Origin of the sequence: Zymobacter palmae (assembly GCF_003610015.1) — a bacterium.
Lineage (GTDB): Bacteria > Pseudomonadota > Gammaproteobacteria > Pseudomonadales > Halomonadaceae > Zymobacter > Zymobacter palmae.
In genome coordinates this window covers 2,512,571-2,533,286 of the sequence record NZ_AP018933.1, presented here as the reverse complement: position 1 = coordinate 2,533,286, position 20,716 = coordinate 2,512,571, and the positions used below count along the sequence as shown (strand labels likewise).

The window sequence follows — 20,716 nt, the reverse complement described above, 5'->3', positions numbered from 1 at the left end:
GGCGTCCTAGGCAGGTATGGGATACCCGTTGGCAAAGAACCGAGGAGATGACCTTGAGCTTGATCGTGTATGTCGCGCCCGCTGGGCGCAATGCGGGACTGACCGCCCAGACACTGGGGCTGGCAAAGGCACTGACGTCCGCGGGACACCGCCTGGGCTATCTCAAGCCGGTTGTGCTGACGGGAGAGCCCACCGAACAACAGCAGCAGGCGCTGGGTGGCACGCTGGCACCGTTGATGACGCAAGCCGATGTCGAGACCCTGCTGATACAGGATGAACTGTCGACGTTGCAGGAAACGCTGGTCGCGCGCGTCGACGAGCTCGTAGACAGTGTCGATATCGTGTTGATCGAAGGGGTTCAGATTGACAGTGATGGCCGCCTGCCTATCTCGCTGAATGGCCTGTTGGCCCAGAGCGTGGGCGCACGGCTGGTGCTGGCGCTAGACGGTAGTCACGACAGCGCATCTGATATTGCCGCGCGACTCACGCTGAGCCGCACCTTGCTGGCACGCCAGTGCCCGTACCTGATTGGCGTGCTGGTCTCCAGCGACCTGGTGGTGCCAACCACACTGACCTCCGTGCTGGGCGATAGGCTGCCGGTGATCGCCAGTAGCTTGAGCACCGCGTCAGTTGATGATATCGCCGCCGCTGTCTCGCTGGCACCGCTTGAGGCGGCGCTGTCCTTCCCGCGTGAAACGCCACTGACGCCGTCGATGTTTCGCCAGCGCCTGCTGCGCAAGGCACAGTCCTCGCGTCAGCGCATCGTACTGCCCGAAGGGGACGAACCGCGCACGCTGCATGCAGCCATTCACTGTGCCGAACACGGCATCGCGACCTGCGTGTTGATCGGCAAGCGTGATGCCATCAACGCGGCGCTTCAGCAGGAAGGGCTGACGCTGCCGGCGGAAGGCATTGAAATCATCGATCCTGATGACATTCGCGAACGCTATGTACCGCCGCTGGTCGAGCTGCGTAGCCACAAAGGCATGACGCCTGACAAGGCACGCCACATGCTGGAAGATACCGTGGTGTTGGGTACGATGATGCTGGCCGAAGATGATGTCGATGGGCTGGTTTCTGGTGCCGTGCATACCACCGCCAGCACCGTGCGCCCGGCACTGCAACTCATCAAAACGGCCGAAGGTTCTTCAACGGTCTCAAGTATCTTCTTCATGCTGCTGCCTGATCAGGTCATGGTGTTTGGCGACTGTGCGATCACACCTGATCCCACCGTCGAACAGCTGGCTGAAATCGCTATGCAGTCCGCCGATTCTGCGCAGGCCTTCGGGCTGTCACCGCGAGTGGCACTGGTGTCCTATTCTACCGGCACCTCCGGCAGTGGCCCGGCGGTAGACAAAGTGCGTCAGGCCGTTGCTGTCGCTCAGGAAAAACGCCCGGATCTGGTGCTGGATGGTCCGCTGCAGTACGACGCAGCCACTGTACCTGGCGTAGGGCGTCAGAAAGCACCCGACAGCGCCGTTGCCGGTCGCGCCAACGTGATTGTGTTCCCCGATCTTAATACGGGTAACACCACCTATAAGGCCGTGCAGCGTTCGGCGCAGGTGCTGGCGGTTGGCCCGATGCTGCAGGGGCTGCGCAAGCCGGTCAACGACCTGTCACGCGGTGCGCTGATCGAAGACATCGTGTACACCATCGCTCTGACCGCTGTGCAGGCGCAGACCACGCCCTGAGTGCGAGTGCGTCATCGTCATGCTGCCAACGGCCCGTCTCGGGCCGTTGGCATTTTTATGGCGGTAAGGATGGGTATACTGGGCGATGACCGTCGCTTCCGGAGCCTGCCGTCATGTTATCCACACCCCCTTCTCATGAAGTGCCATCCACAGCCACGCTGTTTCATGACGCCGAAGCGCGCCTTGACGTGCACCTTGCCGCCTGTGCCGAGAATGCCCGCCACATTGCACTTGATGATGAGCAGCGCCAAGGTTGGTTAAGGCTACTGGCCACATCACGTTTCGTTGATCGTGCGCTGAGCCGTCATCCGTGGTTGCTGGGAGATCCACTGTGGGTACCGCTCGACCACGCGGCGATGAAGGCGGATCTGGCCCAGCGTATCGCGCGAGTGAGCGATGACGCTGGCCTCTATTGTACGCTGCGTGAGTTCCGGCATGCGTGTCAGCTACGGCTGCTCTGGCAGCAAGTCAACCAGCATGCGTCGGCATGGCAGGTGGCGGCAGGAGCCTCATGGCTGGCGGAAACCGTCCTTGAACAGACGCTGGGCTGGCTCGAACAGGCGTTGAGCGAGCGCTGGGGGCGACCACAGGCCGTTGATGGGCAGGTGCCGCGTTTGGTGGTGCTGGGTATGGGCAAGCTGGGGGCGAGTGAGCTGAACCTGTCTTCCGACATTGATCTGATCATGGCCTATAGCGAAAGCGGTGACACCACTGGAGGCAAACGCTCGCTGTCGCATCAGGAGTATTTCACGCGCTTAGGGCAGGCACTGATCCGCGCGCTGGATGCCGTGACCGAGGACGGGCAAGTGTTCCGCGTCGATATGCGCCTGCGGCCGTTCGGCGATGGTGGCCCGTTGGTGGGCAGCTTTGCATCGCTGGAGCGTTACTACCAACAGCACGGGCGTGAATGGGAACGCTATGCGCTGATCAAAGCGCGTCCGGTGGCCGGGGACATTGCCGCGGGCTATGAACTGCTGGCGACGCTGCGTCCTTTCATCTATCGCCGTTATATCGACTTCGGGGTGATCGACGCGCTGCGGGATATGAAGCAGCGCATTCAGCGTGAAGTGCGGCGTCAAGGGCGTGAGCAGGACATCAAGCTGGGGGAGGGCGGGATCCGCGAAGTCGAGTTTATCGTACAGGCCGGTCAGCTGATCCACGGTGGGCGGCACGTCCGCCTTCAGACCCCCTCGCTGCGGCAGGCCATGACCGCGTTGGTTGATGAGCGTCTACTCCCCGCCGAGCAGGTGAGCACGCTACAGGACGACTATGCTTGGCTGCGCACGCTGGAGCATGCCCTACAGGCCGTCGACGATGCGCAAACGCAGCGTTTGCCTGATGACGATGCAACCCGTCTGCGCGTTGCCGTGATGCTGAACGCGCCGAACTGGGCGGCGGTCATGCAGTCGCTGGCACAGGTACGCCAGCGCGTCCATGCTGCCTTCATGGCCTTGATCACGTCGCCTGATGAGGTAGAACCCGAAAGCGACGATGGCAGCAACGACAGCCCGTGGCAGGCATTGTGGGAAGGACTGCTCGATCAGCCGGAAGCGGAAGCGCTACTGCAGGCGGCGGGCTATGAGTCGCCCACGCAGGCGTGGCATTACATCCGTACGCTGGCGGATGGGCGAGCGGTCGGACAGATGCAAGCAATCGGGCGTGAACGGCTGGATCGCCTGATGCCATCGCTGCTCGAAGAAGTGGTGAGCATTCAAGGACACGATGCACTGGCGCGCTACACGCAGGCGCTGCCTCATGATAAGGTGCTGCCCCGCGTTCTTGCGCTGGTGGAGGCTGTGCTGCGACGCACCGCCTATCTGGCGTTGTTGTGGGAGAACCCGAAGGCTCGTCATCAGCTGATCTTGCTGTGTGCGGCTAGCCCGTGGACGGCTGAGCGGCTGGCCCGCTATCCGGTATTGCTGGATGAACTGCTGGACCCTTCGCTGCTCGATACCGGAGTCACCCCCGCGGATCTGGACGCCGAGCTGGATCAAACCCTCAACCGGCTGCCGCTGGAAGATGAAGAGGCGCAGCTTGAAGCGCTGCGGCAGTTCCGGCATGCCCAGATGCTGCGCATTGCCGCCTCTGATTTGTTTGGGTTGCGCTCGCTGATGCAGGTCAGCGATGCCCTGACAGCTGTGGCGGAAGTGCTGCTGCGCCGTGTGCTGGTGATGGCACGACGTACGCTGGCCGCGCGCCATGGTGAACCACTGCGCGAGGACGGTGAACCCGCCGGTTTCATCATCGTGGGCTATGGCAAGCTGGGCAGCATTGAGCTGGGCTACGACTCCGATCTAGATCTGGTGTTCTTGCATGATGCCGATCCGCAGGGAACAACCATCGGCGGCCATCGGGCGCTAGACAATGCCGTGTTTATGACCCGCCTGGGCCAGCGCATTATTCACTTGCTGACAGCAATGACCCCCAGTGGCGTGTTGTACGACGTTGATATGCGGCTGCGGCCGTCGGGCAACTCGGGGCTGCTGGTCTCATCGTTGACCGCGTTTGAAGATTACCAGCAGCGTCAGGCATGGCTGTGGGAGCAGCAGGCACTGGTGCGGGCACGGGCGGTCGCTGGTACCCCCACGCTGTGCGAACGCTTCACTCAGCTGCGTCATGCGCTGCTGAGCCAGCCGCGCGATCCTGAACTCGTACGGCAGGAGATTGTCGCCATGCGCGAGAAGATGCTGGCGCATCATGAAACGCATGGCAGCGTCAAGCGGATGAAAGGCGGATTGATCGACATCGAGTTCATGGCGCAGTATGCGGTGCTCGCCTACGGGGCGCGCTATCCCTCACTGGTGGAATGGACGGACAACGTGCGTCTGCTAGAGACGATGGCGACGTGCGGCATACTGACGAGTGAAGAGGCGCAGGTGCTTCATCGCATCCTGATTGACTATCGTCAGAGCGTCCATGCCACAGCGCTGCTGATGGATAAAGATGTACAGGCACAGTTGCCAGCACTGGACGAACACCGCGCCACGGTACGCCACATCTGGCAGCGACTGTTGGAGTGAGCGACGCAGGCCGATAGTGAAGTGTCTACGCTGAAAGCATCCCCATGAGACAAGGAGTCTTCGGATGCTTTCCTTCACACGTTCTGGCGAACTCAATGGCGGGCCGACACTGGTGCTGATGCACTTTTTTGGCAGCTCGCGCCGCGAATGGACTGAATCCCAGGCCATCCTGAGCCGTTATCACCCTTGTGTGGCCTTAGACATGCCCGGCTTCGGCGAGGCTAACGATCGACAGCGCGGCTTCGACATGGCGTCGATGGCCCGCTTGGTGATCGACACCGTTGATACCCTGTCATTGTCCAGTGTCGTTTTGATTGGCCACTCGTTCACGGGCAAGGTTGCGCAGATCATCGCGGATCAGGCCCCCGACTGGCTGCGTGCGCTGGTGCTGGTGGCTTCCTCTCCGCTGGCACCACAACCTGACCGCCGCGAAGACCGCGACTTTCAGGCGCATTATGCAGGAGACCGTACAGGAGCCGTGCGATTCATCGAAAGCGCCTGTGCACACCCGTTACCGGAAGCTGTCTTCGAGCGCGCCGTCGATGATGCCATGCGAGGCAATCGCGCGGCGTGGAAGGCTTGGCCGACGGCCGGTGCTGACGAAGACTGGTCCGGACGTGTGGGTGAACTGTCGCTGCCGACGCTGATTGTCGTTGGCGAAAAAGACCCGACCCTGCCGCTTGCGCTGCAGGAACGCATGGTGGCGCCTTTCTTCACGGCTCCCCGTATCGACGTCATCGAAGACGCCGGGCATCTTCTGCCGATGGAAACCCCCGAGCGCCTCAGCGATGTCATTCACGATTTTGTTGTACACGCTTCCTGATACCAAGAGAGGGCAGGGCGTGTGCTGACGACCACGCCCTCGATAAGGATTGCATCACTCTCATGGTCAACAGGACGTTTTACGGCCCGCTGAGCGCATTGCTGGCGGGTGCCGCTCTGATCCCCTTCAGCGCGCATGCCGACACCAGTGCCGAACTGTTACAGCAACTGCAGGCACTCAAGGCCGAAGTCAGCCGCCTTGAAGCACGCGTCACCGTCGCCGAACAGCAGGCCCGCGAAGCGCACACCACTGCCCCAGCGGTATCTGCCTCTGCTGTAGCGGCCACACCCACTCAGGCCGTACGCGCCGGGCAGGGCGTGTCCGTCGATGCAGGTACCCCACAGGAGCCCGCCACGGCTGTGGATGCTAACCCGTCGTCGGCAGCACCGGAACACCAGTATCGCGTCGTGAATAGCCACGGCAATGCGCTGATCTTCAGCGGGGATGTTGAGCTGAACATCAATGCCAACAGCGATGCCGATACGGGCAACCTGGTGTTCGGCAACGATGACATCAACCACCATCGTGACCATCATCACTTTGGGCAGGATGGTCGCATCATGTTCGAAGCAGCAGGCTCGCGCACCCACGGCGACAAGTTCGCCAGTTTCCGCATCCAGCCGTTGATGGACACCTCCGGCAGCGTCGGGCTGGATGATGCTTGGTTCGCCTTCGGGCAGCGCAATGGCTGGAGCGCCCGCGTGGGCCGCTACGAAGCCTATGACCTGTTCCCGGTAGGTGCCGACACGTTCCTCGGCTACAGCGGCGATACCGCCAACAACCTCTACAAAGATGGCGCTGGTTACAGCTATCAGGCAAAAGAAGGGCGTGGTCGTGCCGGCAGCGCTGGGCAGATGATGGTGTCGCGTCAGTTCGGCAACGTCTACTTCGAAACTTCAAGCGTCGTGGGTGACCGCACCGACCTGTTCGACACCGGCTATACCGGCAGCAAGACCTACCACGGTGTGGCTCTCGACACCGACCGCAGCAAAAGTACCGTGCTGCTGCGCCCCGTGCTGGCCTGGCAGTTCGCACCGAAATGGCGTGTGGCGGGTGGTGTAGAGAAGAACCTCGTGCATGACGCCATCGTCGATACCCGCGGCAACGATGTCAGCGACCGTACCGGCTATGCCACCACGCTGGGCTATAGCGATCAGGACCTCCAGTTGAACTTCAACGTGGCTTATCTGGATGCCCTTGATGAAAACGACCTCTCCGTCGGCGCCAACATGGTCTACAGCGGCTTAGGGCTGGGGTATATCCACTCATACAACGACATCGACTGGTCCAAAGATGACCCCGATGGCAGCAAATACCATATCGACACCCTGTACACGTCCTACCAGTTCAGCAACGTGTTCGATATCGACCGCTTCAATATGTTGGTGGGAACCTACTACAGCCGCTTTAGTGCCCAGACACATGATGACGCGTATGGGGTAAGGCTGAGATTCAAGTACTTCCTTTGATCTGCTGTGCTATGTACGAACAAAAATGCCGCCTTCGTCACGAGGTGGCATTTTTTTGAGAGAATCTGTACGAAGATAACCGCTTTAGATATAAAAGAAGCCGCCCCTTGGGGCGGCTTCTTTGTCTTTCTATCTTCGCTTATGCGCCGTATTTCAGCGGTTCGAAGTGGAAGGTGTCTTTCAGCGTCCAGCGTTTGAAGTCTTTCAGCGCGAGGCTGCCGCCTTTAGCAAACAGGTGCGCATCTTTTTGTGCCGGGTTCGGGAAGGTACGGGAGCTCATGCTGTACAGCCCTTCGCTCTTCTCGTTGCCGATGAAGACTTCAATCGACGGACGGTCGAGGTAGATGTGCAGGCTCAGTACATCGCCTTCCGGCAGCTTGCAGGTGCGCTTGAATGCGGACTGTGCCGGGCTGTTGCCGGTCCGTTCACGGTCGAGCACCAGACGGTTCAGCTTGCGGTCAACGTACAGACGCGTGCTGGCACCGGTAGCCTTGTCGACGTGGAATTCGAGACCGAATTCCTGTGCATCGGTGGCTTTCAGGTCGATCTCGACGCGCAGTTCCTGCAGCGGGCCATCGGTGATCTCGAGGCTGCGTTCTTCACCGTCTTTCAGAGCAGTGGTGTCGATCGTGGTCGGCTCAGCGTTGGCACGTAGACCTACCAGCTCGGGGGACGGTGTCATGCGAACCAGACCGTCTTCGATGTGCAGATCACGCGGCAGCGACATCATGCCTGCCCAGCCGTGTTTCTGGCTCGGTTTGTCGTTAGCCCACATGTCGAACCAAGCGATCAGCAGCGTACGACCATCCGGACCGTCGATGTGCTGTGCTGCATAGAACTCATGACCGAAATCCAGTTCTTCGAATTCAGTTTCGCGCGTGAACTTGCCGTCCTTGAACGTACCGATGATGCAGCCGTTCTGGAACAGGTTCAGGAAGCGTTCTTTGTTCTCGTCTTCCAGACCCTGCGGCGACATCAGCAGCACGTGCTTGCCGTTGAGCGGGAAGAAGTCCGGGCATTCCCACATGTAGGAACGTTTACCCGGCGGCAGCAGCTCGTCGTCTTCCGCCAGCGTGGACTCGAACGTCCAGTTGTACAGATCGGTGCTGCGGTACAGCGCGACCTTGCCGACACCTTTGCCGTCTTTATCATCGGTACGGTAGCCGATGATCATCAGCCAGTCGTTACCTTCACGCCATACGCGCGGGTCACGGAAGTGCGTGACTTCGGGCAGCGGCGGTTCGCTCAGCACGACCTGCTTGTTGTCGAAGTGGATGCCGTCTTTGCTGGTGGCAATCGCTTGAACTTCGAGGACCTTGCTGTCGTCGCCCCATGCGCCACCCCAACGGTGAGCGGTGTAGATCAGGCACAGCTCATCGTTGTCGTTGACGACAGCGCAGCCAGAGAAGCAGCCGTCTTTGTCTTCTTCGATGCTCGGTGCCAGTGCGATCGGCAGGTGTTCCCACGTGCACAGATCCTTGGAGCGCGCGTGGCCCCAGTACATCAGCTTGCCTTCTTCAGGAGACAGCGGGTGATGCTGATAGAAGACGTGGTAGTAGCCCTGGTGGTAGATGACGCCGTTCGGGTCGTTCATCCAGCCGCTAGGCGGTGCCAGGTGGAAGCCCGGGTACATGGAGCGATCCGTGCTGGCGCAATTCTTGTTCAGTGCTTCGAGTGCTTCTTCGATGCGCTGTTTTTGCAGAGTGTCAGTCATGCCGTCTGAGCCCCTGTAGCAGAGTTGGAAGATGAAGCAGCTTTCTTTTCAGGCGTTATGCCTGAGTCCTGATCCTGGCGTGCGCGCGGCAGCATGAAGATACCCCATGCTGTAAAGACCATAGCGCTGATCGCCAGAACGAAATAGGTACTCGGGTAGCCGTATGCACCGAAGGCATAACCCGTCGCGGCAGAGAAACAAATGGAATAGAACTGCTGCGCGAACTGAAAGCTTATCAGATAGATGGTAGACGAGTAACGGGAGTCGAACACGCTGTTGATGTACTTGAAGACGGCAACGAGCAGAACCGGAATCTCAATACCGCGGATCAGGTGGCAGACAGACAGGAACCACACGTTGGAAATCTGGCTGCAACCAAAGACGCGCAGGCTCATTAGAGCGCTGCACAGGATCAGCCCGTTGCGCGAACCGATGCGGTTGATGACCCACGGAGCGACCAGCAGGCAGACCGCTTCGGTCAGCGTTTGTGCGGCCAGCAGCCACGAGTAAGCTTGCTGCCCGCTCGCGGTCAGCGTCTGCTCGTTGTACATCGCGCTGTAGTAGTTCTGGAACTGCTGATCAAACAGGAAGTACAGACCGCTGACACCGAACAGGAATAACGTGAACTTCCAGAAGTTGCCCTGTGCAAACAGTGCGAAGCTCTGGCCGAGCGAGGAGGTGGCCTGTACGGCGTATTTCTTCTCTTCTTTCGGTGCCGTGTTGTTCTTCAGCAGAGCCAGCATGACAAGGAAGGCGATACCGGCGAAGGAACAGGCGTAGAACGGCAGGTTCTGGTTGATGGTGAAGTAGCCCGCAACGACAGACCCTGCGCCCCAACCGATGGAGCCCCATAGACGAGCGCCCCCAAATTCAAAGCCCTTACTGCGCGCCATGCGTTCGCTATAGGACTCAACAACGCCGACACCGGCGAACATGGCCAGAGACATATAGAGCGCGCCGAATGCCATGCCCGCGATGGGAAATGCGCTCATCAGCGGCGGGAAGACGTACGCCATGGCCGGAGTACACAGCACCAGCATCAGACCGACCCACGTCAGCAGTTTCTTGGACGTCCCCAGACGGTCCTGCAGCATGCCGTAGACAGGCTGCAACATAAGTGCTGCGATCCCGTTGGCCATGAAGATGAAGCCGCGTGTGGATGCATCAATGCCCATGACCTTTTCCAACCAGCTCGCGTAGAGCGCGTAGGTAGAAGACCAGGCGAAGAAGAATAGGAACAGCAATGCGCTGATGATGAGGTAGTAACTGCTGCGAGCCGGGGATTTCATCGGTTGCTTACCATTTGGGAGCGTGTTCTCACGGAGGATGCCACGGTAATTGAAGCCGGAATGTATCGCCATTGCGCCATGGTCGTAGTTCACCGATGGAAAAAAATGCTGACGCAATGTGCAAGATGTGGTAGTGACCTAAAGAACAGGTAGTCAGGCAGTCAAAAGTGGCGTACCCCGCGATCGGATTTACCCTCGTTATCGGCCGTACGGCGCGCTAGCGCAGTGCTCTTTTGTCTAATGAAGAAAAGGGGCGATGGGGATGTCACTAAGCGCTCAGCGCGCATTCTGGGAGGTCTGACGGGGCATGAAGGGGGAGGTCAGGTCATAGCGGGGAGTTAACGCCGAGGGAGATGAAAAGTCGAGCGGCCGGTCAACACCGAGCCTTTGGCTGTGCCATAACGAGAAGACCGGCCCTGCTTAAGCAGGGCCGGTCTTTTATGAGCGCTCAGTAAGAGGTGCTAGAGGCTTACTGTGCAGCAGGCGTGATGCTTTCCATCGGCTGCGGATTGACGCGACCTTTTTTCGGGCGCGGCAGCATGATGAGACCCCACAGCATGAACACCAGACCGAAGACACCAAGGCAGATGTAGGCGTACTGGAAGCCATGCGTATCAATCAGGTGACCGACCAGACCTGCGAAGCAGATAGAGCAGAACTGCTGTGCGAACTGGAAGGCAATCAGGTAGATCGTGGAAGAGAAGCGCGGATCGTAGACGCCTTCCATGAACTTGAATACGGCCACCAGCAGCAGCGGAATTTCGAAACCGCGAACCAAGAAGAAGATGGTCAACGCGACCTTGTCAGCGACCAGACCGGTCAGCAGTACGCGCATACCCATCAGGAACGCAGCCAGTACCAAGCTTTTGCGAGCACCGATCAGGTTAACGATAAGCGGTACCAGCGGCAGACAGATCACTTCGATAGCCGTTTCGGACGCATACAGGTAGGAATACGCTTTACCACCTGCAGCCGGATCACTCGCTACGTTGAAGAAGGTGGCGTAGTAGTCCTGGAACTGCTGGTCGAACAGGAAGTACAGACCGGCGATACCGAACAGGAAGATGGCGAAGGTCCAGAATTTGAACTCTTTCAGCACACCAAGGCTTTCGGACATGGACGCAACTTGCTGTGCCTGACCCGGTACGGCAGCAACCTGTGCACCACGGTCGTCGAGGCGGAACAGCACGACCAGCAGCAGGATACCGGCAACGGTACAAGCGATGTACGGCAGGTTGACCAGAATACCTTCGAGTGCGAAGCGACCTGCGATCAGAACACCCAGACACCAGCCCACAGCACCCCATACACGGACGGTACCGTATTCAAGGCCTGCGTTGCGGCCGACGCGTTCGCAGTAAGAGTCAACGACACCCGCGGCTGCCAGAATACCCAGTGCAATGAACAGACCGGATACGATCAGCGCGACGATGGAGGAAACGTCTTTCATCAGGAAAACGAAGACGTAGCCCATGACTGGCCAGCAGAGGGCGAGTACGAGGCCGATCCACAGCAGCAGTTTCTTGGAGACACCCAGACGGTCTTGGATAGCGCCATAGATAGGCTGGAACAGCATTGCACCGATAGCGTTGGCCGTGAAGAACAGGCCTTTGGTGGTGCTGTCTAGCTGAAGTATCTGCCACAGCCACTGGGAAGCCATCGAGAGTGTCGAGGCCCAGGCAAAGTAGAACAGAAATATGATCGCACTGAGCGGGAAGTAGTATTTGCTTGTACTGCGGGTTGTCATGGTCGTGGCCATCCCATAGTGAGCGTGAGCTTTCAAAACTGCGCCCAACATATATCCGATAACGAATGACCGGTTATTGGTCATAAGTCGTAGTGACAAAAGATAACATTTCGGGTTGGTCACCTGTCCGTGGGGCAGGTAGTGTCTCTCAACGACCTTGTACTAAAGAACAGTCACGGTATGGAAAAAGTGCCATGCGTAGGCAACATGCACTTATAAGAAGGAAAACAGTAGGGAAATGAACTTATCAGGAGGGAACGTTCGACGAAAGGATGGGGGAACTAATCGGCCGATTTTGTGTATAGAGCGTCTCGCTTTTCGATGACCGCCGTTCAAGGCCGACGGTTCACTGCGATGTGATTCTGCGTCAATCTGACACAGAAAAATGCCGGTAGCTCATCACTACCGGCATTTTCCTAGAACAGTCTGTCGTTAGCCGCATGATTGGCCTTGCGTTTGCTGGCGCGGCGGGAGCCGGGCGCTGAACGCATGTAGTGGCTGTTCATTTCGGCATAGTCGAGTCGTCGGTCGATCAGGTGGAGCAGTACCAGCTGGACGACCAGCAATACGACACAGATGATGATGCCTTCCAGCATGACGAAGAGGCCTCTTGTGAGTGATCGATATACGGTAGGTCAATCGACATTGTGGCAGATGATGCCTGTCTTGGCCCACCTTGTATAGCGTGTCGCGCGATCGTTCACAGCCTCACATCCGTGTCGCTCGCCATTACTCGGCGTCAGGCGGCTGTTGATAGTGCACTGCCTTTCAGCCCCATCACTTCGGCAAATGCCAGACGGAAAGCCGCCATGTCCTGTTCGGTGCCCACCGAAACACGCAGCGTGGTTGGCAGCATTTTCCAGCGATTGCTGACATGCACACCTTTCTGGAGCAGACCGTTTACTACATCCTGCGTCGGTCGTTTCACATCCACCATGAAGAAGTTGGTTTCGGATGGCATGCAGGTGAAGCCCTGCTGTGTCAGCCACTGCATGGTTTTGTCGCGGCGCTTGGCGTTGAGCAACTTGCGCTCGGCCACCAGGTTCGGCTGTTTGAGACTGGCCGTACAGCCAACTGCCGCTAGTACCGACAGCTCTGGGTCGCCCGCGAACTGTTTGAGGCTGGCCAGTACGTCAGGCCGGCCAACGGCAAAACCACAGCGTACCCCAGCCATGCCGTAGACTTTCGAGAACGTGCGCATCACGACCAAGTTCGGGTGGCTAGCAATCAGCGGAATCACGCTGGGCTGATTCGAGAAGTGGATGTATGCCTCATCGACGATGATGATGGTGTCTGCCGGTGTACGTTCGATGGCCTGCACTAACTTATCGTGTGGAGTAACGGTACCAGTCGGGTTGTTGGGGTTACAGATATAGAGCAATCCAGCCGGTTTCTGCAGCATCGCGTCGATATCGTGCGCACCGCTGTCCAGAAGCGGTACTTCGGTGATCGGTGAACCCGCACTTTTGGCTCCTCGGACACAGTCTTCGTAGCCCGGCGATGCAATGACCAGTGGTCGGCTGCTCGACGTGAACGCGTGTGGGGCCAGCTTCAGCAGAGACCCCGAACCGGGGTAGATCAGCAGCCACTCAGGCGATACGCCTAGATCCTGTGCCAGCGTCTTCTGCATTTCGCTGACCATGTTATGGCTGTAGCGGCCCGCATGGGGAATGGCGTCCACCATCGCCTTGCGTGCGGCGGGACACGGTCCTTCCGGCAGTTCGTTGTAGTTAAGGTAGACACCGGGAGGGTCACCGAGCGGGTTAGAGGCCGTTGCGTTATGAATGGCGATATCTGCCGCATTTTCGCGGGCCAGTAGACGCGTAGGGGCCGCAAAGGCAAGGGCAGACATGCCTAGCGAAGCACCCAGAAAACCACGGCGGCTTGTAGTCGGGCGGGTCATGAAAGGCTCCTTTTCAAGACAAGCACAGCAAGGCGTGCTATCGAACGATATTCACGCAGGTGTCCCGCCGATGCCTGGCGGGACGTTCCTCCTTCCTTTATTCAATAATCAGGCCAGTTATGGCATTCAGCGGTAGAAAAGTGCCGCACTCCGCTTTCGATAGCCGCAGTGTCCACTCTCTTTACGCGTTTTGTTGGCCCTTTATGCGGGCTGGATGGTGCTCCGCTTTCTTTATCTTAGGCGTGTCAACTTACAAGCCGTGTCATGCCAGCTCGGGGGCCTTGAAGCGCCCGTTGGTCAGCACGGGAAGTGCCTTTCTGGCCTGAGCGAGGCGCTGGCGCGAAATGCGTGTGGTGACCAGTGTCGGCGTTTCACCCGCGCGGGCAACGACCAGTCCCATCGGATCAGCCACCATGCTGCAGCCAATCGTATGTGGGCCGCATTCGCTGACGGCGGCTACGAAGCAGGTCGTGTCGAGTGCACGAGCTGCGATCAGCGTTTCCCAGTGGCACTCCTTGTTGGGGCCACGTACCCATGCGGCGGGCAGCACGATCAGTTCGGCTCCGCGCAGCGCCAGCGATTTTGCTTCTTCAGGAAAGCGCAGGTCGTAGCATGTCATCATTCCCACCTTCATTCCCGCGACATCGAAGATAGGTGGCAGTGTCTTGCCCGGTTCAACGCTCTGTGATTCCTGCATGGTGAAAGCATCATAAAGATGCAGCTTGTGGTACGTCGCTACGATCCTGCCCTGTCGCAGGGCAACCTGAACGTTGCCAACGCGCTGAGCATCAGCAGGAACATACAGGGTGAAAACGACGGTTAGCGGTACTTGTAGGGTGGCTTTTAGCATCTGCTGCATGAATGGGCCGTCCAGCGGTTGGGCCGAACGTCGAACGCATTCAGGGTCGCCAATGTCAGCGGCAAGTATTGCCTCCGGCATGATCAGCAGGTCGGCGCCTTGCTGTGCCGCCTGCTGGATAAGACGAGAGCACTGTGCTGCATTGTCCTGCCACTGATCGGCGACGGCCAGCTGGCCCAGTGCGATCGTGAGCATGTCCGATGAATCTGCTGTCGACGATGCGCTGGAAGTGGTAGCCGTGGCGGCACCGGCTTGCGTGATGAAGGGCGTGGCGGTCAACGCCATTGCCGAGACGCCTAACGTAGTGTTTAGAAAGCGACGGCGAGAAGGTGAGACGGTCATGGCAACTCCTGATCTCCAGCTCAAGGGGGTGAGCCGGTGAATGACGAGGTGGAACAAATGAGTGACAGAGGCCTGAACGAGTGCACCCATTGGTATTGAGTGCGGGTCATGCTGACGCAGCGTCAACCTTTCCCCCTGCGACAGGCTGTCAACATCATTCAATATCCACGCCATGCCTGTGGGGCTGCGCCGTGCCGTCGCATTTGCAGGAAGGAACAGTCGATGTTGCTGTCAAAATATTGGGTGCACATGCCGTGTTGCCGTGAGCCGAAAAGCACTATCCCCTTTGGGCTCAGTGGCAGAAAATCATGCGCAGCCGTAGTACAGTGTGCACAGACGGGTGCCGTTGCCTATGCTCAGCGGCACTGTGACGTTCTTTTCGGGAGATAGTAGGAACATGACCACTCAGCTGGAATCGCTTGCCACGATGACGACGGTCGTCGCGGATACCGGTGACCTTGATGCCATTCGCAAGTACCGTCCTGAAGAAGCGACGACTAACCCGTCGCTGGTGCTGAAAGCGTTTGATCTGCCGGGCTATCAGCCGGTTATCAAGCGCACGATGGAACGTGTGAAGGAAGAAACCACCGGCATGCACCACGATGGCGTCATTGAGCATGCCGTCGACGCGCTGTCCGTTGCCATCGGTAGCGAAATCGCCGCGCTGATCCCGGGGCGCGTCTCCACTGAAGTGGCGGCCAAACTGTCCTATGACACTGATGCCAGCATTGCTAAGGCACGCCGCCTGATCGAACTCTACGAACAGAATGGTGTTTCCCGTGACAAGGTGCTGATTAAGCTAGCCTCTACATGGGAAGGGGTTCGCGCTGCAGAAGTGCTGGAAAAAGAAGGCATCCGCTGCAATCTGACGCTGCTGTTCTGCCACGCTCAAGCGCGCGCTTGTTTTGAAGCAGGGGTGTGCCTGATCTCGCCATTCGTAGGCCGTGTAACCGATTGGTACCGCAAAGAAACCGGCAAAACGTATGCACCGGAAGAAGATCCGGGTGTCCTCTTCGTGCGTGGTATCTGCCAGTACGCGGGCGAACACGGCTTCGACACCACCATCATGGGGGCGAGCTTCCGTAGCCCAGAGCAGGTGCTGGCCCTAGCGGGTTGTGACAACCTGACCATCGCGCCTGAATGGCTGGAAGAGCTTCAGAAACGCCAAGGCGACGTGACGCGCTATGTCACCAAACCGGCCAAAACTGCTCAGCCGTCTACGCCGATGACTGAATCCGAGTACCGCTGGGAGCTGGGTCTGGACGCCATGGCGACCGAGAAACTGGCCGATGGCATTCGCCGCTTCGCTGCCGACCAAGAAAAACTGGAAGGCTTGCTGGCAAAACTGCTGTAACGGCGCGCAAAGTATGTAGGCGCGTGGGAGAAGTCGTAGCATGAGCCGTATCTCGACAGCGGCGCCGTGCTTCGACATGATAGGAAGGCCTTTTCGCTGTGTGCGGGAAGGCCTTCGTTGTTTTGATAGATAATCTAACGTTTTCAACAGAAGATACTTTCGGCAGGCGCGGTATTTTCGAAAGGCTTAGCTTGAGCAGTGGTTCACTGGCGATCCGGTATATCCACGACAGTGAGCGAGCAGCGAACGCCTTCCCGGATGAGCCTGCATTCATCATTTCCAGCAACTGAACTGATAGGGGCGATACGTTCATGGCGTCATCCACTACAACAACAGCGGCTACCACACCTTGGGTGCTGTCCATTCAGTCACACGTCGCCTTCGGACACGTAGGTAACGCCGCCGCCGTCTTCACGCTGCAGCGTCAGGGTGTCGAAGTCATCAACATTCATACCGTCCAGTTCTCCAACCATACCGGTTACGGTGTGGTGAAGGGGCAGATCTTCAGTGCCGAGCACATCCGAGATGTGCTGCAAGGCATCAAGGATCGCGGGGCACTGGGACGTTGCCAAGCCATTCTGTCCGGTTATCTGGGCGATGCCTCTATCGGGCAGGCCGTACTGGATGCGGTTGCCGAGGTGCGCGAGCTCAACCCCGACGCCGATTACCTGTGTGACCCAGTCATGGGCGACGTAGGCCGTGGCATCTATGTACAGCCCGCGATTCCTGACGTTATGCGTGAACAGGTACTGCCGGCGGCCTCGATCATCACCCCCAACCGCTTCGAATTCGAACTCCTGACTCAGCAGGAGGTGACCAGCCTTGATGACGCTATCGAACAGGCGCGCACGCTGATTGCCCGCCTTCCCAAATTGCGCTGTGTGGTCATCACCAGCCTTGATAGCGCTGACATCCCCGCTGATGAGCTGTACACCGTTGCCGTGACCGCGGATCAGGCTTGGTACGTTGCATCACCGAAACTGCCCGTCGACCCGCTTCCCACTGGCCTTGGCGATACGTTCTCCGCCGTCATGCTGGGCCGTTTAGTGCAGGGAGACGACTTGCCGGAAGCCCTTAGTCACGCCGTATCTACACTCAGCGCCTTGCTGAGCCGCACTGAAAATGGCCAGCGCGATCTGCCCCTGATCGCCGCACAGGACATGATCGTCTCACCGGCTCCGCGCTACAGCGCCGTGGCTATCTGATGAGTGATGATCGCCGCCACCTACTGCTGATCGGCATTGGTGCCGGCGATCCGCAGCAGCTCACCCTACAGGCCATTGATGCACTCAACCGTACCGATGTGTTCTTCATGCTCGACAAAGGGCAGGATAAGGACGAGCTGCTGCACTTCCGCGAAGCGATCTGTCGTCGCCATATTGCCCCCGATCACGATTACCGCATCGTGACCCTCCCCAATCCCCCCCGTCCACAGGTACCTTACGGTGCTCCAAAAGACGACGCCTACCGTGCTATCGTCGCCGAATGGCACCACCAGCGCAGCGCCATGCTGGCTGACGCCATCCAAGACACGCTCCTTCCCGGCCAGACGGGCGCTTTCCTTGTCTGGGGCGACCCTTCTCTTTATGACAGTACAATTCGTCTTATCGATAGGCTGTCAGCCAGCGCCACACTGAACCTAGGTACCGACGTTATTCCGGGCATCACCAGCGTTCAGATGCTGTGTGCGCTGCACCGTATCCCTCTTAACCAGATCGGGGAGTCGGTACTGATCACTACGGGCCGCAAGCTGCAGCAGCTGATCAACGAGGATGAATACCAGCTGCCCGCGACCACCGTCGTGATGCTGGACGGCAACAGCGTGTTTCAGCATATCCAGCGTGACGACCTGATGCTGTATTGGGGCGCCAATTTGGGTACTGAACACCAAGCGCTGATCAGCGGCCCACTGCAGGAAGTGACACAACGAGCATTGGGTAAGCGAGAAGAAATCAAGGCAAAGGCAGGGTGGGTGATGGATGTGTTCATCATTATAAAGAAGCAGTGTTACTGAAGAGTAAGAGACGCTTCATAACCTCAACACCCATGTCATTAGTAATGCTTAAAGCCACAAACGCGCGGTAAAAACTGCCTGTTCTAGAATGGGTTAAAGCAGTCACTCACGCTATATACCGTCAGGATGGAACACGCCTATAAAAAAGCCCAGCAATGAAAATTCAAAGCCGGGCGGGGAAAACCGATTTACCGCTATTACTTCATATACTCTGCGTCTGGCAGCCCCGTCATGCGGTTACGAATGTCACGACGGAAGACCTCAATTGTCCACATCCACAGCGCATGCCCGAAGACTTCGGAGAAGATTTCGGCGGCAGGCAAATCCCAAAGCGGTGGTGCCCAGCCAAACGTTGGCAGTAACACGCCGTGGAAACCGATCGTGACCAGCAGACTGAATGCCATCCCTTGCCACAGTTTGATTTTCGGAAATATTTCGGCAATGGCGCAGTAAAGCAGCGCGAACACAATGGAAAACAGGTGGTGAATGCCCGCGACACCCCAGTTAATGACGTGTTCGGAGAAGTGATAGATCGTTTCCTGAGCGTTGACGCCCATATCGATCAGCATGTCTTTCGGCGGAATACCTCGATCAGGCGTACGCGGTGGGAAAGGGATTTCCGTGCCCCATTTCACAAAGCTGGAAATGTTGCCACCGATGAAGCCTGCCACCATGGCAGCACCGAAGCGACGATTAGCAGGAAGGGTGGGAGTGAACCAATTCTTCATGATGTAAGCCCGTTGCTAGAGTGAATGCGCCAATAAGGCTTGTAGAGGCGGTGATAACCTGTCATTGCGATACTTGGCTGTACTTAACGGCAGGTGCGACAATTTGTCCAGTTCTTTGGCGAAGATGACCCAGAACGAAGTCTGTCGTGCAAAAAACTGAGCCAAATGGAAGGCTATGAAAGCCATACTATCGAGCGTAGCAGGTAAGGCTTTACTTCGTTCACTCTAGCGAGCACCTTTCGTCATTAGCACTGCTATCTGCGGTTATCTCCTTCCCAGTTTGATGTGGCCTTGCTTATCTAAGCATCCTTCTCTTTATTACGGTGCGCGCCGTATCGTAAATAAACTATCCTCCACTACAACACTCAACTTAAGCATCGACATCACCCCCGGTCTCCCCTGTGTGCAGATGCCGTGCTTCACCGTATTCGTCTCAACTAGATTTAGATTGGGGCGTCAGTACTAATCACCACGGGTTGCAAGCTGCGGCAGCTGATCGACGAGGATGAATACCAGCTGCCCGCGATTACCTCGTGATACTGGACGGCAACCGCGTTTTTCAGCACATCCAGCGTGATGACCTGATGGTGTTGGGAAGCGAACTTGGGTACTGAACACCAAGTGCCGATCAGAGGCTTGCTGCAGGAGGTGAAGCAGCAAATATTGGGTGAGCCAGAAGAGGTCAAGGTAGAGGCAAGGTGGGTGATGGATGTGTTTATTATTATAAATAAAAAAACCTTTCCGACTGTTTATATTCCTTTTATAACTCCTTGTTTCAATAAAACCGTATTGCAAATACTTTATACTGATTGATATATCTACTTTTTTAGGGATAATTTTTTATCATAAAATATGATTTGGTTTTGATACGCTATTTGCGATATCGTTACTCATTTTGGGGCTTGTTCTTTCTTCTGTAGTCAGCGATTATGGGAGAAAATGATAACTGTGTGTTTTATAGATATCTTGGCATAAATTTTTTATTTTTACTGGGGGTAGATATGGGATTCAATGGATTTTGTGATATTGAAGATAAAGGCAACAATAGTCCTCAATGGACAAATTTTGATTTATTTATGCGACACGCTGTGCCTGAATTGATGGGAGGCGGTATTCCATATGCGCGACGATTCAAGACGGCTTTTGTAGTTCATAATCGATATACAATTATTGCTGCTGCTCAAAAGTATCGACTTCCTCCTGAGTTATTAGCGGGAGTGGCATGGATTGAATCGGGTGGTAAACCAAACAGTTGGAAAGGTGAGATTTATAACCAGCGTATCTTTCGGGATGGTTTTTATAGCGGAGGGAAGCCTGCTGATAGAACATCATTTGGTTTCTTAAGTATGCAAATACATACAGCTGCCGAAACGCTGGGTTTGGACCCTAATACATTAGGCGTTGAAAAACAGATACAAATTGCATTATGTCTTGAACATGACACTTATATCATAGATCTTGCTGCAAGGCATCTAAGGATGCTGGCTGATCATGACAAATTTGATGTGATTGGTACCGAGGAAGTTAGAGTTTTAGGTGCTCGCTATAATCAAGGTATATCTCGTTCATTAGAACAGATAAAAAAAGACTTATCTTATGGAAATTTTATTGTTAATAATTGGCATTCATACACATTAATGCTGTCAGGAGTAACTGTAGAGTGAGTAGGGCAACAAGAATATTAAGTATCTGTTCGGGTATAGCCTATTTGATTGGCATGTTTTATATCTATGCATTTAGGGGGGGGGAATATGACTGGATGC

General features: G+C 56.9%; 16 protein-coding genes. 9 read left to right on the top strand and 7 right to left on the bottom strand.

Annotated elements, in window-relative coordinates:
• The first annotated feature begins 53 nt into the window (after positions 1–53).
• From pta to ZBT109_RS11195, 4 genes are all read left to right on the top strand, one after another.
• Positions 54–1,691, top strand: coding sequence for a phosphate acetyltransferase (gene pta, locus ZBT109_RS11210; RefSeq protein ID WP_267878434.1), 1,638 nt, complete (start codon positions 54–56; stop codon positions 1,689–1,691).
• Positions 1,692–1,804: 113 nt separating this feature from the next.
• Positions 1,805–4,711 carry a bifunctional [glutamate--ammonia ligase]-adenylyl-L-tyrosine phosphorylase/[glutamate--ammonia-ligase] adenylyltransferase gene (glnE, locus tag ZBT109_RS11205; RefSeq protein ID WP_027706177.1) on the top strand — a complete coding sequence of 969 codons (2,907 nt, stop codon included), beginning with the start codon at positions 1,805–1,807 and terminating at the stop codon, positions 4,709–4,711.
• Between the two features lie 64 nt (positions 4,712–4,775).
• Positions 4,776–5,534: an alpha/beta fold hydrolase gene (locus tag ZBT109_RS11200; RefSeq protein WP_027706178.1), complete on the top strand. Its 759-nt coding sequence runs from the start codon at positions 4,776–4,778 to the stop codon at positions 5,532–5,534.
• Positions 5,535–5,596: 62 nt separating this feature from the next.
• Positions 5,597–7,003 carry a carbohydrate porin gene (locus tag ZBT109_RS11195; protein ID WP_051524206.1) on the top strand — a complete coding sequence of 469 codons (1,407 nt, stop codon included), beginning with the start codon at positions 5,597–5,599 and terminating at the stop codon, positions 7,001–7,003.
• A 139-nt stretch (positions 7,004–7,142) separates the two neighbouring features.
• Here the strand turns inward: ZBT109_RS11195 and ZBT109_RS11190 are convergent, their stop codons facing one another.
• The 6 genes from ZBT109_RS11190 to ZBT109_RS11165 form a co-directional block, all read right to left on the bottom strand.
• Positions 7,143–8,717 (bottom strand): glycoside hydrolase family 32 protein, encoded by a 1,575-nt coding sequence (locus ZBT109_RS11190; protein WP_051524207.1) that lies wholly within the window; start codon positions 8,715–8,717, stop codon positions 7,143–7,145.
• Entirely contained in the window at positions 8,714–10,006 is a 1,293-nt protein-coding gene (locus ZBT109_RS11185; protein ID WP_027706180.1) for an oligosaccharide MFS transporter, read from the bottom strand. Before ZBT109_RS11185 ends, ZBT109_RS11190 begins: the two co-directional genes overlap by 4 nt.
• Before the next feature lie 469 nt (positions 10,007–10,475).
• Positions 10,476–11,753, bottom strand: coding sequence for an oligosaccharide MFS transporter (locus tag ZBT109_RS11180; RefSeq protein ID WP_169734028.1), 1,278 nt, complete (start codon positions 11,751–11,753; stop codon positions 10,476–10,478).
• A gap of 416 nt (positions 11,754–12,169) precedes the next feature.
• Positions 12,170–12,349 carry a hypothetical protein gene (locus ZBT109_RS11175; RefSeq protein ID WP_027706182.1) on the bottom strand — a complete coding sequence of 60 codons (180 nt, stop codon included), beginning with the start codon at positions 12,347–12,349 and terminating at the stop codon, positions 12,170–12,172.
• A gap of 143 nt (positions 12,350–12,492) precedes the next feature.
• Positions 12,493–13,656: an aminotransferase class I/II-fold pyridoxal phosphate-dependent enzyme gene (locus tag ZBT109_RS11170; protein ID WP_051524208.1), complete on the bottom strand. Its 1,164-nt coding sequence runs from the start codon at positions 13,654–13,656 to the stop codon at positions 12,493–12,495.
• 262 nt (positions 13,657–13,918) lie between these two features.
• Positions 13,919–14,857 carry a deaminated glutathione amidase gene (locus ZBT109_RS11165; RefSeq protein WP_197714342.1) on the bottom strand — a complete coding sequence of 313 codons (939 nt, stop codon included), beginning with the start codon at positions 14,855–14,857 and terminating at the stop codon, positions 13,919–13,921.
• Positions 14,858–15,254: 397 nt separating this feature from the next.
• Between ZBT109_RS11165 and tal the strand changes: the two genes are divergently transcribed.
• The 3 genes from tal (at position 15,255) to cobF (ending at position 18,225) form a co-directional block, all read left to right on the top strand.
• The gene (gene tal, locus ZBT109_RS11160; RefSeq protein ID WP_027706184.1) at positions 15,255–16,211 is read left to right on the top strand and encodes a transaldolase; all 957 of its coding nucleotides are present in this window, start codon (positions 15,255–15,257) and stop codon (positions 16,209–16,211) included.
• A gap of 311 nt (positions 16,212–16,522) precedes the next feature.
• Positions 16,523–17,416, top strand: a complete 894-nt coding sequence (pdxY, locus tag ZBT109_RS11155; protein ID WP_038279546.1) for a pyridoxal kinase PdxY — start codon at positions 16,523–16,525, stop codon at positions 17,414–17,416.
• The gene (cobF, locus tag ZBT109_RS11150; RefSeq protein ID WP_038279549.1) at positions 17,416–18,225 is read left to right on the top strand and encodes a precorrin-6A synthase (deacetylating); all 810 of its coding nucleotides are present in this window, start codon (positions 17,416–17,418) and stop codon (positions 18,223–18,225) included. Before pdxY ends, cobF begins: the two co-directional genes overlap by 1 nt.
• 197 nt (positions 18,226–18,422) lie before the next feature.
• Here cobF and ZBT109_RS11145 read toward each other — a convergent pair whose 3' ends face one another.
• Positions 18,423–18,953: a YagU family protein gene (locus ZBT109_RS11145; RefSeq protein ID WP_027706187.1), complete on the bottom strand. Its 531-nt coding sequence runs from the start codon at positions 18,951–18,953 to the stop codon at positions 18,423–18,425.
• A 603-nt stretch (positions 18,954–19,556) separates the two neighbouring features.
• On the opposite strand from ZBT109_RS11145, the gene ZBT109_RS11140 reads away from it, so the two are divergent.
• Positions 19,557–19,766 carry a hypothetical protein gene (locus ZBT109_RS11140; RefSeq protein WP_145984518.1) on the top strand — a complete coding sequence of 70 codons (210 nt, stop codon included), beginning with the start codon at positions 19,557–19,559 and terminating at the stop codon, positions 19,764–19,766.
• A 116-nt stretch (positions 19,767–19,882) separates the two neighbouring features.
• Positions 19,883–20,617 carry a lysozyme family protein gene (locus ZBT109_RS11135; RefSeq protein WP_197714341.1) on the top strand — a complete coding sequence of 245 codons (735 nt, stop codon included), beginning with the start codon at positions 19,883–19,885 and terminating at the stop codon, positions 20,615–20,617.
• Positions 20,618–20,716: the final 99 nt, after the last annotated feature.

Excerpts from the sequence above, each read along its gene's own strand:
- pdxY (WP_038279546.1), top strand. The coding sequence starts at position 16,523 with ATGGCGTCATCCACTACAACAACAGCGGCTACCACACCTTGGGTGCTG.
- ZBT109_RS11135 (WP_197714341.1), top strand. The coding sequence starts at position 19,883 with ATGGGAGAAAATGATAACTGTGTGTTTTATAGATATCTTGGCATAAAT.
- ZBT109_RS11145 (WP_027706187.1), bottom strand. The coding sequence starts at position 18,953 with ATGAAGAATTGGTTCACTCCCACCCTTCCTGCTAATCGTCGCTTCGGT.
- glnE (WP_027706177.1), top strand. The coding sequence starts at position 1,805 with ATGTTATCCACACCCCCTTCTCATGAAGTGCCATCCACAGCCACGCTG.
- ZBT109_RS11195 (WP_051524206.1), top strand. The coding sequence starts at position 5,597 with ATGGTCAACAGGACGTTTTACGGCCCGCTGAGCGCATTGCTGGCGGGT.
- ZBT109_RS11185 (WP_027706180.1), bottom strand. The coding sequence starts at position 10,006 with ATGAAATCCCCGGCTCGCAGCAGTTACTACCTCATCATCAGCGCATTG.
- ZBT109_RS11170 (WP_051524208.1), bottom strand. The coding sequence starts at position 13,656 with ATGACCCGCCCGACTACAAGCCGCCGTGGTTTTCTGGGTGCTTCGCTA.
- ZBT109_RS11180 (WP_169734028.1), bottom strand. The coding sequence starts at position 11,753 with ATGACAACCCGCAGTACAAGCAAATACTACTTCCCGCTCAGTGCGATC.
- ZBT109_RS11175 (WP_027706182.1), bottom strand. The coding sequence starts at position 12,349 with ATGCTGGAAGGCATCATCATCTGTGTCGTATTGCTGGTCGTCCAGCTG.
- cobF (WP_038279549.1), top strand. The coding sequence starts at position 17,416 with ATGAGTGATGATCGCCGCCACCTACTGCTGATCGGCATTGGTGCCGGC.
- ZBT109_RS11200 (WP_027706178.1), top strand. The coding sequence starts at position 4,776 with ATGCTTTCCTTCACACGTTCTGGCGAACTCAATGGCGGGCCGACACTG.
- ZBT109_RS11165 (WP_197714342.1), bottom strand. The coding sequence starts at position 14,857 with ATGACCGTCTCACCTTCTCGCCGTCGCTTTCTAAACACTACGTTAGGC.
- tal (WP_027706184.1), top strand. The coding sequence starts at position 15,255 with ATGACCACTCAGCTGGAATCGCTTGCCACGATGACGACGGTCGTCGCG.
- ZBT109_RS11190 (WP_051524207.1), bottom strand. The coding sequence starts at position 8,717 with ATGACTGACACTCTGCAAAAACAGCGCATCGAAGAAGCACTCGAAGCA.